The 12,624-nt window shown below is 53.4% G+C and carries 12 protein-coding genes; 10 read left to right on the forward strand and 2 right to left on the reverse strand.

The genetic code is table 11. The features are described 5' to 3' along the window. The first annotated feature begins 27 nt into the window (after window positions 1-27). From hemL to BLW01_RS07200, 6 genes are all read left to right on the forward strand, one after another. Complete coding sequence (hemL, locus tag BLW01_RS07175) at window positions 28-1,317, forward strand: glutamate-1-semialdehyde 2,1-aminomutase (protein ID WP_092568819.1); 1,290 nt, start codon at window positions 28-30, stop codon at window positions 1,315-1,317. A gap of 65 nt (window positions 1,318-1,382) precedes the next feature. After that, the gene (locus tag BLW01_RS07180; RefSeq protein WP_244889965.1) at window positions 1,383-2,888 is read left to right on the forward strand and encodes a bifunctional aminoglycoside phosphotransferase/ATP-binding protein; all 1,506 of its coding nucleotides are present in this window, start codon (window positions 1,383-1,385) and stop codon (window positions 2,886-2,888) included. A gap of 397 nt (window positions 2,889-3,285) precedes the next feature. Further along, window positions 3,286-4,428, forward strand: coding sequence for a hypothetical protein (locus BLW01_RS18865; RefSeq protein ID WP_175529793.1), 1,143 nt, complete (start codon window positions 3,286-3,288; stop codon window positions 4,426-4,428). Between the two features lie 106 nt (window positions 4,429-4,534). Continuing rightward, window positions 4,535-4,909 carry a hypothetical protein gene (locus BLW01_RS07190; protein ID WP_092568821.1) on the forward strand — a complete coding sequence of 125 codons (375 nt, stop codon included), beginning with the start codon at window positions 4,535-4,537 and terminating at the stop codon, window positions 4,907-4,909. Window positions 4,910-4,915: 6 nt separating this feature from the next. Further along, complete coding sequence (locus BLW01_RS07195; protein ID WP_189462096.1) at window positions 4,916-5,623, forward strand: C39 family peptidase; 708 nt, start codon at window positions 4,916-4,918, stop codon at window positions 5,621-5,623. 25 nt (window positions 5,624-5,648) lie between these two features. Beyond that, the gene (locus BLW01_RS07200; RefSeq protein ID WP_139243921.1) at window positions 5,649-6,332 is read left to right on the forward strand and encodes a hypothetical protein; all 684 of its coding nucleotides are present in this window, start codon (window positions 5,649-5,651) and stop codon (window positions 6,330-6,332) included. A 71-nt stretch (window positions 6,333-6,403) separates the two neighbouring features. On the opposite strand, the gene BLW01_RS07205 is transcribed toward BLW01_RS07200, so the two are convergent. Further along, entirely contained in the window at window positions 6,404-7,477 is a 1,074-nt protein-coding gene (locus BLW01_RS07205; protein WP_092568823.1) for a transporter, read from the reverse strand. Between the two features lie 90 nt (window positions 7,478-7,567). After that, window positions 7,568-8,956 carry a sigma-54 interaction domain-containing protein gene (locus BLW01_RS07210; protein WP_229806443.1) on the reverse strand — a complete coding sequence of 463 codons (1,389 nt, stop codon included), beginning with the start codon at window positions 8,954-8,956 and terminating at the stop codon, window positions 7,568-7,570. A 607-nt stretch (window positions 8,957-9,563) separates the two neighbouring features. On the opposite strand from BLW01_RS07210, the gene BLW01_RS07215 reads away from it, so the two are divergent. The 4 genes from BLW01_RS07215 to BLW01_RS07230 all read left to right on the forward strand — a co-directional run bounded on the left by BLW01_RS07215 (window position 9,564) and on the right by BLW01_RS07230 (window position 12,607). Next, entirely contained in the window at window positions 9,564-10,070 is a 507-nt protein-coding gene (locus BLW01_RS07215) for a hypothetical protein (RefSeq protein ID WP_092568824.1), read from the forward strand. A gap of 5 nt (window positions 10,071-10,075) precedes the next feature. Further along, window positions 10,076-10,753 carry a hypothetical protein gene (locus tag BLW01_RS07220; protein ID WP_092568825.1) on the forward strand — a complete coding sequence of 226 codons (678 nt, stop codon included), beginning with the start codon at window positions 10,076-10,078 and terminating at the stop codon, window positions 10,751-10,753. Window positions 10,754-10,802: 49 nt separating this feature from the next. Further along, window positions 10,803-11,813 carry a hypothetical protein gene (locus tag BLW01_RS07225; RefSeq protein WP_092568826.1) on the forward strand — a complete coding sequence of 337 codons (1,011 nt, stop codon included), beginning with the start codon at window positions 10,803-10,805 and terminating at the stop codon, window positions 11,811-11,813. A gap of 77 nt (window positions 11,814-11,890) precedes the next feature. Beyond that, the gene (locus BLW01_RS07230) at window positions 11,891-12,607 is read left to right on the forward strand and encodes a C39 family peptidase (RefSeq protein ID WP_229806444.1); all 717 of its coding nucleotides are present in this window, start codon (window positions 11,891-11,893) and stop codon (window positions 12,605-12,607) included. Window positions 12,608-12,624 lie beyond the last annotated feature (17 nt).

The following is a 12,624-nucleotide window of genomic DNA, read 5'->3' on the forward strand; positions in this document are numbered from 1 at the left end:
GTTGTTATCTTGACCCGAGAGGCTTTCATGACCACATCCGCTGAGTTGTTTGAGCAGGCATGTCGCTATATCCCCGGTGGCGTCAATTCGCCAGTACGTGCTTTCAAGGGTATGGATCGTGCCCCCCGTTTCATCGAGCGTGCTCAGGGCGCTTACCTGTTCGATGTGGAAGATAATCGCTATGTCGACTATGTCGGTTCCTGGGGGCCGATGATTACCGGTCATGCCGATCCCGAGGTCCTCGATGCCGTGCGCAAGCGTCTTGATGACGGCCTGTCATTCGGAACGCCAACTGCCATCGAAACCACCATGGCCGAACTCATCTGCGAATTGCTTCCTACTATCGAAATGGTTCGCATGGTCAATTCCGGTACGGAAGCCACCATGTCGGCCGTGCGACTGGCACGTGGATATACCGGTCGGGACAAGATCGTCAAGTTCGAGGGCAATTACCATGGTCATACCGATTCATTGTTGGTCAAGGCCGGCTCCGGGGCGCTGACTCATGGCGAGCCAAGTTCGCCCGGCATTCCGGCATCGCTGGCCGAACATACCGTAACGCTCTCGTATAATGATCTCGAGGCGGTGGAAGCCTGTTTCGAGGAAATCGGTGATCAGATTGCCGGGATCATTGTCGAACCGGTGGCGGGGAATATGAATTGTATTCCACCGGCGCCTGACTTCTTGAAGGGGCTACGTCGGATCTGCAATGAATACGGCAGCGTATTGATCTTTGATGAAGTGATGACCGGATTCCGGGTGGCGCTCGGTGGTGCACAGGCCCATTACGGCGTGATGCCGGATTTGACCTGCCTGGGCAAGATTGTCGGCGGTGGAATGCCGGTTGGCGCCTTTGGCGGAAGCCGGGAAATCATGTCGTGGATATCGCCACTGGGGCCGGTTTACCAGGCGGGTACCCTGGCCGGTAATCCGTTGGCCATGGCGGCAGGGGTGACGCTGCTGAACAAACTTCGTGAGCCCGGTTTTCATGATGCCCTGGCCCAGCGTGTGGATACTCTATGTGCAGGACTCGAAGCACGTGCCGAAGCGGCGGGTGTGGACATGATCACGCAGCGCGTCGGGGGAATGTTCGGGCTGTTCTTCACTCACCAGACTCGGGTGGACAATTTCGCCCAGGTGACAGCCTGTGATGCCGAGATGTTCCGTCGTTTCTTCTCGAGGATGCTCGATCAAGGAGTCTATCTTGCCCCATCACCCTTCGAGGCCGGTTTCATGTCCAGCGCGCATTCGCCGGAAGATATCCAGAAAACCCTCGATGGTGCCGAGAAGGCATTCGATACCCTTGGTCGAACCTGACAGAAGGGGTGATGGTCAACCGAGGGGGCAGGAGGGAAGCGGTGAGTGAGGCGTTGATTCGGTCAATGAGTCGACCGACAAGTTATGCACACCCGGTAGATGAGATTGAATGCCATGAAACGCCCATGGTCTGGATACTATTGACCGGGAACGCCGCCTATAAAGTGAGGAAACCCCTGGCTTTCGGCAATGTGCTCGATAGCACGACGCTGGAGCAGCGTCGTCGGCTTTGTGAAAATGAAGTTCGCTTCAATCGACGGTTGTCGCCTCATCACTGTTTGAGTGTCGTGCCTATCTCCGGGTCGCCGGAATCGCCGCGACTTGGCGACGCGGATGCACCGTTCGAGTATGCGGTCAAGATGCGCCGATTGAGTCATCGGCACTTGTCCAAACAGCCGGATGTCGAGGGTGGCCTCTCTCGGGAATGGGTCGATGATGTCATCATGCAAGTGGTCGCATGCCATGAGGACGCCCAATCCATGGGGTCATCAGGCGACTCGGAGGGTGTCTTGTCGCTTCGTGATGCCATCGAAGACGAATTCGAATGGCTCATGAAGCGACTGGATGAGTCTGGTGATCTACGTCGTTTGACATATTTGCGAACCTGGATGGCCGAGGCGTTCGTTCGATTACAGAAAGTGCTGTCGAAACGCCAACGGCAAGGATACGTTCGCGATCTCCATTCGTCGCTGCGCGTGGATGTTGTCAATCGACAGGGAGCATGCCAGTGGCAAGCAAACCGGGTTCCTTCCCACGATGCTACCTGTTATCAGGACGTCTGCAGTGATCTGGCGGGACTACTGGTGGATTTGGAGGTACGTAACGAGCGTCATATGGCGCGTCATGCGCTCAATCGATATCTTGAACTCTCCGGCGATCATGAGTTGGCTCGCGTACTTACCTTCTTCAAGGTTTATCGTGCCCTGGAACGCGCCAGGCACGCTTGTCAGCATGAACTCGAGAACGATGCAAATGAAACTTGTCGTGCCTTTCTCGAACTGGCGGAAGATGATTGTGAATTTCAATTTCCCTACCTGTTGATCGGTGTCGGTGTGTCAGGCAGTGGCAAAAGTCGTTTTACCGGCGAAACGATCCGTCGAGTGGGTGGCATTCGTCTGCGTTCGGCGGTGGAGCGTCAACGTTTGATCGAGGAAGAGCGACGAGGCGACCAAGAACGTTACATTCCTGAAGTTACCGAGCGTACATATCGGCGATTGGCAAGCCTGAGCGGGATCCTGCTCGAATCGGGGTTACCGGTCTGCATCGATGCCACTTGCCTGAAGCGCCGACAACGCGATTTGCTCGCTTGGCAGGCCGAGGGGAGGGGGTTGCCGGTTATACTTGTCAGCTTCGAAGCCGATACAACGACGTTACGGGCCCGAATCGCAAAACGTGTCGGCCCCGGAGATGATGCCCGGGTGGCAGGGCTATCGGTTCTGGACAGACAACTCGCTGATATGGATGCCTTCGATGACGATGAGCGTCGTCGTCTCATTCATCTGGATACGACCGCTGATGATGCCACCGATACCCTGGTGGGGTTGATCCAGGGACATATGCGGTTGGATTGATTTCCGCGCTCGAGTGACTTTATGTAACATAAAGGAAACCGGGAAAAATCCTGTACCTTCCTGTTAAATAAAGATAAACAACAATGGTGGTCTAAAGTCGCCAGCATTTATGTATCTTTATTGAAACATCGGCTCGGTACTTCCTGAAAAAGCGCTGTCAAACGGTCATTTCCTCTCACTTTTTCTATTCGCCAACCCATTGATGGAAAGGCCTTTTTTCTCCCTTACGTGCCTTATGGCACATAACCTGCCCCATACCTTTCGACCATGAAGATGGCACTGACTACCAACGGGGATCGTGTCCCGTTGGCAAGCATGGTTTCCCGACATTGTCAGGGAACTGCCGTTTTATCGGTCGTAAGAATGAATCAATCATGCATGATAAGGGAGATTCACCATGAAGAAGTACGTACTGGCGGGAACGACAATGTTGGCTTTGGTCATGGCGATTTCCACCGCCAGCGCCAACCCTTTCAACAAGCAGATCGGTACCGATGACAGTGGCGATCAATCGAATGAACTGACATCGAATGCGACAGCCACAGGCGGAGACAGTGGTTATTCCAGCGGTGGTAATGGCGGCAACGGCAGCAGCGATGCGTCCGCGAAAGCCAAGAACTACCTCGACGAAGTCGATGATGATGACAATTCCGGCACACAGGACGCCGCGAGTACGGCGGGCAGTGGAACCGGTACCGGTGGTGCGGGAGGGGCCGGCGGCGCGACCGGACGCGGTGGCGATGCCTGGGCCATGAGTGAATCCTACAACACCATTACTGAAGTTATTGCCTATCAGGATCTGGAGTCTCAAGTGACCGGCTCCAGGGTCTATATCAATGCCGGTGACGGTGCCACGGGCGGAGCAGGAGCCGATGGTGGCGATGCCGTTGCTGCTTCCGTGGGCGTGGGTGTTGGCGGTGAAGGCGGTACAGGCGAAGGCGGAGATGGTGGCAAGTCCTACGCCAAGGCAGGCGATGGCGATGATGGCGGTGATGGCGCTGGTCTGGGGCTAGGCCTTGGAGCCGGTGAAGGCGGAGACGCTGATGCCGAGAATGACGATACCTACGCCAGCAACGCAACTTTGGGTGGTCTGGCAGCCGTTGTCGAGGACGATGACAACGATGCGACCGGTGGCGATGCGACCGGTGGTGATGCGACTGCCTCGTCAGCTGCCGCCGGCGGTACCGGTGGTGCCGGCAGTGGTACCGGAAGTGGTAGTGGAACGGGTACGGCCGGAGATGGAGGTAATGGTGGTAATGCAACGGCCGGCACGGGTGGAAGTGCCAATGGTAACGGTGGTGGCGGTGGTGGTGGTACCGGCACCAGCGGTGATGCCATGGCGGCTGCCGGTAATGGAGGTAACGGTGGCAATGGCGGAAATGGCGGGAATGCCACTCTGGCAACCGGGGCCGCGACGATGTCAGCCGGTGCCGGTACCTTCGGTGGTATTGCCAACATGAACCTGTCCACGGGGATCTACAACTCCCAGTTGGCTGCCAGCAACGTCGCTGCACATAGCAACGTGAACATCGGCAACTGATGGACGTTGGTCAATGGTGGTAACGCGGTAATACGGGTTGGCGGCGTTCAGTCGCCAACCCTTGTGCGATCGGTTTTCACGCGTCGACGTTCAGGAGCAGGTCATCATGAGACGATTCAGCCGTATCTCGCTGCAATTGATAGGAAGTATCGTGCTTTCCACCCTGGTTGCGGCTTCCATGGCAGCGGAATCCGACTCATCCCGGGGGTTTGCCGCTGCCGAGAGACTGGAGGGCGCTGAACTCGATTCCTTACGTGGAAGAGAGGGATTCGCCGACATAACGAATGTCCAGAGCATTCAGAATCTCGATGCCTCTGTCAGTCACAGCAGCTTCCATGCCGACACCATCCGGAGCGGTGCAATCACCATCGAAGCTCAGGCATTGGAAAATTTCGGGGGAATCGGATTGTTCAATCTGGTGACCGGGAATAACAATGCCGTGAACAGTGGTGTTGGCGTCAGTATCTACATGGCCGAGTAATAGACGATGAAAAGGCTGATAACCGGTGCTGCGGCATCACTGCTTGCCATCACGATGCTGGTGGAAGGAACGCCGGCACAAGCCGGTCCAGTTAATATTGCCGGTTCATTCGGTTCGTTCAAGGTGCCCAGCAAGAGTCTGGTGGAAATGCGTTGGGATCGGGTCATTCCCCAGCAATACGACTATAGCTGTGGCTCGGCCGCCGTCGCTACCCTGCTGACCTATCACTATGATCGTCCCACCTCGGAAGCCGAGGTGTTCGACAGCATGTTCGCAAGTGGCGATCAGGAGAAGATCCAGCAGCATGGATTTTCCATGCTCGACATGAAGCGGTATCTGGATGAAGAGAACCTGGATTCGGATGGATTTCGTATCGAATTGGATGATTTCATCCGGGTCGGTGTTCCTGCCATCACGCTGATCAATACCGGTGGCTATAAGCACTTTGTCGTCATTAAAGGCATGGATGACGATCGTGTTCTGGTGGGGGATCCGGCGGTAGGTACGGTTGTCGTGCCGAAAGCCCATTTCCAAACATTGTGGGGCGGTACGGTGCTGGGAGCCAGGCGAGACATGGAAATTGCGCAACATAACTTCAATCATGGCGATGATTGGCGTATACGTCCGGATTCCCCGCTGAAGCAAGGCATGAGGCGTTCGGGGATCGGGACCACGGTCCTCAACTTGCCCGGTCCCAATGAAATGGGCAAATAGGGGTCTCTATGGGAGACAAGTGACAATGAACGATTCATCGAATGTCAGAAACGCAGAGATGGGTCATAAATCGAGGTCTCGCGCCCGTTTGGCTTGTTGGCCGCTGGCCGGATTGTGCCTGATCGTTTCTTCCATGACACCAGCCGGTTTCCTGGAAGAAGTGGTGGACAACGGTGACTATTATTCGCCGAGCGTGACCGCTTTCTCCGAACCCTTGGCGTTTGCGCGTCAATCGGTCATTGACGAATCGCAGCTCGAGGAGATGCGGGGAGGTTTCAGTATCGCCGGCCTGGATATCAATTTCGGTGCCACGCTGAAGACACAAATCGACAATATCCACTATGAAACGATCTTGAGCATTTCCCAGACCGGGACACGGGTCATCTCGGAAACCTTGCGTGATATGGGCTTGGCTTCCAACCAGCAGTTGACACAGGTAGGGCGCAATGGCCAGCCGCTGACGGATACACTGCCTGCCAACATCTCGCTGCCGGGGATGAAGGAGTTCAGTGGTGTCACCCTCAATGATCCGAAAGGGTTTTCTGCGGCACTGCATAGCGTGACTCGCGATGCAATCATGAGTTCGGTCGTCAGTCATGCCTCCAATCGGGACATCCGTCAGAACGTGAATCTCGATATCCAACTCAATAACGTGAAATCCATTCGGGAAGCCCAGCAGCGTTCGGTGATCATGAACTCGCTGTTCTGAACGTCAGTGGCCACAAGCAAGAAACAGGGCAAGCGGAAGCTTGCCCTGATGGTTAATAGCGGGATTTACCCTCAAAAGACATTCATTCCAAAGGGAATCCTGAGAGTCAACAAGGTATCGGGCGCATCGTCCGTGACCCCCAATTCCAGCCCCAGATTGACCGAGGTATCCGGTGACAGTTGATAGGACCAACCCAAGAGCAAAGACCCGATGTTCAGTGATGTGGATCGAGTACTGACACTATCCCCGTCGTCATCGGTAAAACGGGTTGTAGTCTTGTCGATGAAATCGTTCTTGTAGCCGAGCGTGAACGAGGATCGTTCGTTGATGGAATAGGCCATACCGAAACTGACACGTACGGCATCGCCTGGATCGACTTCATCGACGAAGACATCACCGACAGACTCATCGATATCATCCTCCATGTTGTAGAGATAACCGATGTTGGCAAAATAAACGGCGGGATCGGAAGGAAACAGCATGGTCAGGCTCGGTTCCAGGGAGTGAAAACCGGATCCCGTCGCCAATTCCTGCTCGATACCGTCACTGTCACGTCGGATATCGAAAGGGCCCTCGCCGGTCGTGGATTTGTAGCGCAGATTGCCGATGAAGTAGGGCCAGCCATCCTGCCCCCGGTTCAATTGATAGTGGGCGGCGACTTCGATATCGCCCAAGCCGTTACCGCTCAAGCCTCTGTCCGTACTGAAACCCTGGACATCGGGGACGGTGGCGTAGAGTGTGTCGTCACGGTAGACATACGGGACTTTCAGCTCCAGTTCCAGGCGATCGGTCACACCCAATCGGCCGGTTACAGCAGCCGTCCAGGTGTCGCGATCCGCATCTTCGGCCTCGAAGACACCGATCAGGAAGGTACTGAGTATCTCGACGCCACGAAAGGTGAGTCGATTGACGCTTGCATGGGAATATTGCAATTCCGGTTCAATGACCAGGCGTCCCTTGGGTGTCAGTACGCCGCCGATATCGGGAATCGCCTGGATCTCGGGTTGCTCCTGTTCAATATCGGGCGCCTGACCAACCGGTTGTTGGCCGACCGCCTCCTGATTGTTGATATCTTGAGCCGATACATGACTGGCGACAAACAGGAAAGCCAGGCCTGCTACGCGCGTTAGGGTTATTGGTATCATATCGTTATCTCCCGGAGATCCCTCGATACTTGTTTAATGTCATCGTTTATCACCAGATGGAAGTGGGATAACCGATAACAGTCTGTTTTTCTAGAATATTTTCGAGCCATTCACTGGTTTTCTGCATAAATCAACACGGTGCTTATCCAGCAACCTGTAGAGAGTGACTCGAGAAACATTCAGCTCCTTTGCCGTTGCTGATATATTACTTTTATTTCGTTCCAACGATTTTTTTATGACCTCGATTTCAGCTTGGTCCCGTACAGCATCTAGCGTCGTATTGGGAATTTCGTCGTTTATATTTTCATATGTCAGTCCTAAATCTTCAGGTTGAATGAGTTCACCTTCACACATCACCAGAGCACGACGGACTCGATTGATAAGTTCGCGGATATTTCCAGGCCAGTCATGCTGTAAAATAGAGAGTAAGGCTTCACTACTGAATCCTTTGACACATGGCGCCGCCTCTTTGGAGAAATCATTAAAAAAAGTGGTTACCAGAGTTTCAATATCGTCTTTTCTCTCTCTTAAAGGAGGTATATCAAGCTGAATGACATTGAGACGATGATAAAGATCTTCTCGGAATTTCTTGTCGTATATGGCATCCATCATATCGATGTGAGTGGCTGAAATAATTCTGACATCGACTCTTATTTCATTGACACCACCCAGACGGCAAATTTTTTGATCTTCCAGAAAGCGGAGTAAGTTGACTTGCAGGTTATGGGGAAGGTCACCGATTTCATCGAGAAACAAGGTTCCTTCATGTGCTGACTCGATACGTCCAGGCTTACTGGTGTGTGCGTCGGTGAAGGCACCCTTTTCATGCCCGAACAGTTCGTCCTGTATCAAATCCGAAGGAAGCGAACCGCAGTTGATGGCGATGAAAGGCCCATGACGTCGCGCTGACATGTCATGGATAGTCCGTGCTATCAGCTCCTTTCCGGTACCTGACTCGCCGAGCAGCATGATCGGGGCCTGAATCATCGCCACCTTACGTATACTGCGTACCAGGTGTTGCATTCTGGGTACCAGACTGTTGATCAGCAGTCTGTCAGAGGGTAAGCATTTCAGTGGCAAGTCCGATGTTTGAGGGTTTTGTACATATTTTATCGTGGCAGCATGCCTGAGTAGTATATGCAACTTATCAGATGAACCTGGCAATAAATGATATGCATAGAACAGTGATCTTATCGCCAATCGATTTATCTTTTTATCAAGATACTCTTGATTGGCTAATGCAATCCATTCGATATGGCTTTTATCAATCAGTGTTTCAAGAAAAGGATGAAATGATGGACGAAGTGATGTTAAATCAACGATGCCAATATCAAATTTATCAGGTTGAATGTTTTCAGAAGCTGGCACTAAATGACGGTGATGTATTACATCAAATGTATTCAGGATATTTTTACTCATTACAAGCCGATTCGACTCTGCGCTATCGCCAATATAAAGAAGCCTCTTCAATGCATACATTGGGCGTCTCCCTGAGCATTGAAAAAGTACCTTCTTCTCTGTGCCAAAATATTAATGACATGACTTGCGGCAAGAGTTAGGCACGGGTACGAGGTTAATATTGGTAATATGATACTGTTTTGTAAAGTTTTGTTTTTTACTGATCAGGTATGATTTATTCTTCGCTAAATCTTCCGATAAAAAAATACCGCCTAAAATAATTAAAAAGGTAGTGATAAAGATTGGTGACCTTGAAACCATGCATCATCATTGTTGCGTATTCCTCCTACGTCTTTACTGAGGTACAAGACAAGGCTCTACACATTGACAAAGCCATACGATTTTCTGTTTTTCCTTTTAAAATAGAGAATTAGCAATTTTCACCGCTTCTTGGCCCTCCTCCTGTAACAGCAATGTGTCACTCGGTATAGGGTGATGCTCGATGCCCGCCCTGGCGCGGGATTCGACCTCTTTTTGTCGTTTACATTTCATGACATTGATGTGTTTTGTTTCACTGAGTTAACACTCACTCACTCCGGGAATTGTGGGTTAATTATTTAAAATCAATAACTTATAAGTTGGCACAGAGATTGCTCAGTATTATGTGACGACACTGAGGATAGAGACCATGAACGGCGTGACATACTCCACATCGGTTTTACCACCCAGGCCAATCGCAACGCGCTGCCGGTATGTCGCGACGGTATTGATCCTGGCGTGTGGACCGGCTGTCAGCTGGGCAGGGGAGCTGCAGGGAGATAACGACACCATAGCCGTTGCCTATACCACGGTCTCTCATCAGTCATCGTCATATAGCAATAACGACCACCATGGTTTGGCCGATCGTGTCGCTTTCGATAGTGGCAATGACTTCGGGGGTAACAGCGGGGAAGAACGCTTGCCTGACACATTCAGGTCGCTGGAGATGAATACAAGCATTGATAGCGGCACCTTGAGCCAGGTTCGCGGCCGTTACACCCCATCTTCCGAACTCGAAAGTGGCTCGGCTGACGGTGTCATTCTCTGGGATGAAGGTCATACCGGACAACAGGGTGGATCGAGCAAGGGGTCCAATCACTCCATGGGTCAGGGAAATATCCAGAAAAACTCCATTACGACCCAGAGTCAAAGGTGAACGTCATGGCCGGAAACACGAGCTTTGATCGCGAAACATCGAAAAAAACTGGCCGTTTGCGGAGCATGTTACTGGCGATGTCACCGCTGGTGTTCATGACGTTCGTGATGAATGAAGCCGTTGGGGACGACGGGGTTTTCAGGCATCTACCTCAGGCGAACAGCAGTGTCATCAGTGGTGATGCGTTGAGCGGTGTGCGGGGCGTAGTCGCCACCAATAGCGCAGCGGGAACCAACAATCTTCAGAGTAATTCGGGTGCGATTGCCATCGGTGATACCGCTTCCGTGAATAACCATGTCATTCAGCAATCCACACTGGACAAAGGCTCCGTTCCTGGCCGAGACAACGTCTCGATCGAGGGTCGAGCATTCAGCCACGCCAAAGGCTGGATTTCGACCAACCAGGCGGCGGGGCGAGCGAATGTGCAGGGCAATGCAGTCAGCATGGCTCTGGGCATCAAGGGCAGTGCACTGAGCGAGAGCAGTATGGGTCAGGTGCTGTCCGATCAGCAGGGACTGACGGCCGATCTGGCTAGTTCCGATGCCTCGAAGCGCAAGGTCACGATCGACAAGACGGCCTTCTCGGGGGCAGCAGGAATTATCCAGACGAACCAGTCAGCCGGAAACGGCAATACCACCAGTAACAGCTTCAGTCTCCGTGTGGGGCCTGGGGGCGGTGAGTAGTCTGCCGGAATAAACAACGTTGAACCAAGGTTCATTCAGGAGAAAGATCATGAAAACATTGACGAAAACTCCGCTGGCACTGGCTATCGCTACCTTGATGATGGCTCCCTATGCGATGGCGGATGAGTATACCGGTGGTTTCGATACCGATAGCGAGATCGACTCTGAGTTCGAAAATGAAGTCGAAGTCGAAATCGAGCATGATGCCGAGACCAATAAGGATATCAAGGTCTGGGGCGGCGCCCTGATACTGGATCCCAACTATGCGGGTGCCACGGTCGATAGCAAGCAATTGTCGGAAGACAATTTCGTGCTCAACGATCTGGTGGAAAACGATGCGCGAGTAGGCGGTGATGCCGGTCGAAATGCCAGTGGCAATATCGGCATCAACAGTGCGGCCGGCGATAACAACCAACAGGCCAATGATGCGGCCTTGGCGGCATCCGACGCGAATACGGTCTTCGCACAGTCGGCCGCATTCTCGGTACAGTCCTCTGACGACAACACGGTGGTCAACAAGGGCACCGATAACGATGCCGGCGCAGGTGGCAATGCGCTGCGCGGCGCCACAGGCAATATCGGTCTCAATAGTGCGGCCGGTGTCGGTAATGCCCAGCAGAACAGCCTGTCGGCGTCCGTCAATACCAGCAATGGATCAGCCGATGCCACCTCGGCCGGCGTGCAATCGAACAGCGATAATGCCAGCTTCAATGGAACTGGGAAGACCAAGACAACAAAAACGTCCCAGGTTAATGGTGTAGCTGCGGTTTCGGGGGCATCTGCCGGTGCTGAAGCAGGCGCTAGCGCAGGCACTTACTACAAACACGCTAGTGCAGGTGCCGGTGCGGAAGCCAGCGCCGGTGCGCTTGCGGCTGCCTACTCCGGCAGTGAAACCGTGACGACGACCAAGAACCAGATGCAGACCAATGACGCCAACCTGAGCGGTAATGCACTCCGCGATGCGTCAGGCAATCTCGGGGTGAACGTTGCTGCGGGTAACAACAATCAGCAGCGTAACTCGCTCTCCATTGCCGCAGGGACGGGTGGTGGATCTGAGTAACCACGGCTAGTCAGTGATGTGAACCGGCCCCGGATGGGGCCGGTTTTCCACTCCAACGAGCCTGTGGGAGAGCACTGATGTTTCCTTCGATAATGACTCGCATGTTGTCTGTTCTGGTTGGCGCTGGCTGCCTGCTGGCAGCGGGAATATCCGATGTCCAGGCGGCCAACGTGCGTCTGGGCAATGTGGTATCGGGTACCGTGATCAACAAGGATGTGCAGTCGATGCGTGAGCGGAAGTTCGACACCCTGGTGGAACAGGAAACGGATTTTTCCTGCGGTGCCGCCTCGTTGGCAACGTTGCTGCGCTATGCCTACAACCAGCCGGAGATCACGGAAGAGGACGTGCTCGAAGGCATGCTCGAGGTCGCCGATCCTGACGTGGTGATGGAGCGCGGCTTTTCCCTGCTCGACCTCAAGAATTATGTCGATCGCCTGGGGTATCGCGGTCGAGGTTATGAAGTCGACACCGAGACACTGGACGAGGTGGCGATTCCCGTCATCGTGCTGCTCGATATCGATGGCTACAAGCACTTCGTTGTCATGAAAAAGGCCAGTGATGATCGGGTCTATGTCGGTGATCCAGCGTTGGGTAACCGGGTCATGGAGCGGGATGAATTTCTCGCCGCCTGGAACAACATCATCTTCGCCGTGGTAGGCGAAGGGTTCGATACGCAAACCCCATTACTCGATCCCGATCAACCGCTGACAGCGCGGCGGCTGACCGATGTGTTTGCACCGGTACCCGAACAGGATCTTCTCGATTTCGGATTTCGCCATGCTGACTTCTTCTGAGCGAGATGCCTACGGAT

It is taken from the genome of Aidingimonas halophila (assembly GCF_900106955.1).
Lineage (GTDB): Bacteria > Pseudomonadota > Gammaproteobacteria > Pseudomonadales > Halomonadaceae > Aidingimonas > Aidingimonas halophila.

What these genes read in the sequence shown, in the direction of transcription:
- BLW01_RS07205 (WP_092568823.1), bottom strand. Translation starts at nt 7,477, where the DNA reads ATGATACCAATAACCCTAACGCGCGTAGCAGGCCTGGCTTTCCTGTTT.
- BLW01_RS18865 (WP_175529793.1), top strand. Translation starts at nt 3,286, where the DNA reads ATGAAGAAGTACGTACTGGCGGGAACGACAATGTTGGCTTTGGTCATG.
- BLW01_RS07230 (WP_229806444.1), top strand. Translation starts at nt 11,891, where the DNA reads ATGTTTCCTTCGATAATGACTCGCATGTTGTCTGTTCTGGTTGGCGCT.
- BLW01_RS07180 (WP_244889965.1), top strand. Translation starts at nt 1,383, where the DNA reads ATGAGTCGACCGACAAGTTATGCACACCCGGTAGATGAGATTGAATGC.
- hemL (WP_092568819.1), top strand. Translation starts at nt 28, where the DNA reads ATGACCACATCCGCTGAGTTGTTTGAGCAGGCATGTCGCTATATCCCC.
- BLW01_RS07210 (WP_229806443.1), bottom strand. Translation starts at nt 8,956, where the DNA reads ATGTATGCATTGAAGAGGCTTCTTTATATTGGCGATAGCGCAGAGTCG.
- BLW01_RS07225 (WP_092568826.1), top strand. Translation starts at nt 10,803, where the DNA reads ATGAAAACATTGACGAAAACTCCGCTGGCACTGGCTATCGCTACCTTG.
- BLW01_RS07190 (WP_092568821.1), top strand. Translation starts at nt 4,535, where the DNA reads ATGAGACGATTCAGCCGTATCTCGCTGCAATTGATAGGAAGTATCGTG.
- BLW01_RS07215 (WP_092568824.1), top strand. Translation starts at nt 9,564, where the DNA reads ATGAACGGCGTGACATACTCCACATCGGTTTTACCACCCAGGCCAATC.
- BLW01_RS07220 (WP_092568825.1), top strand. Translation starts at nt 10,076, where the DNA reads ATGGCCGGAAACACGAGCTTTGATCGCGAAACATCGAAAAAAACTGGC.
- BLW01_RS07200 (WP_139243921.1), top strand. Translation starts at nt 5,649, where the DNA reads ATGAACGATTCATCGAATGTCAGAAACGCAGAGATGGGTCATAAATCG.
- BLW01_RS07195 (WP_189462096.1), top strand. Translation starts at nt 4,916, where the DNA reads ATGAAAAGGCTGATAACCGGTGCTGCGGCATCACTGCTTGCCATCACG.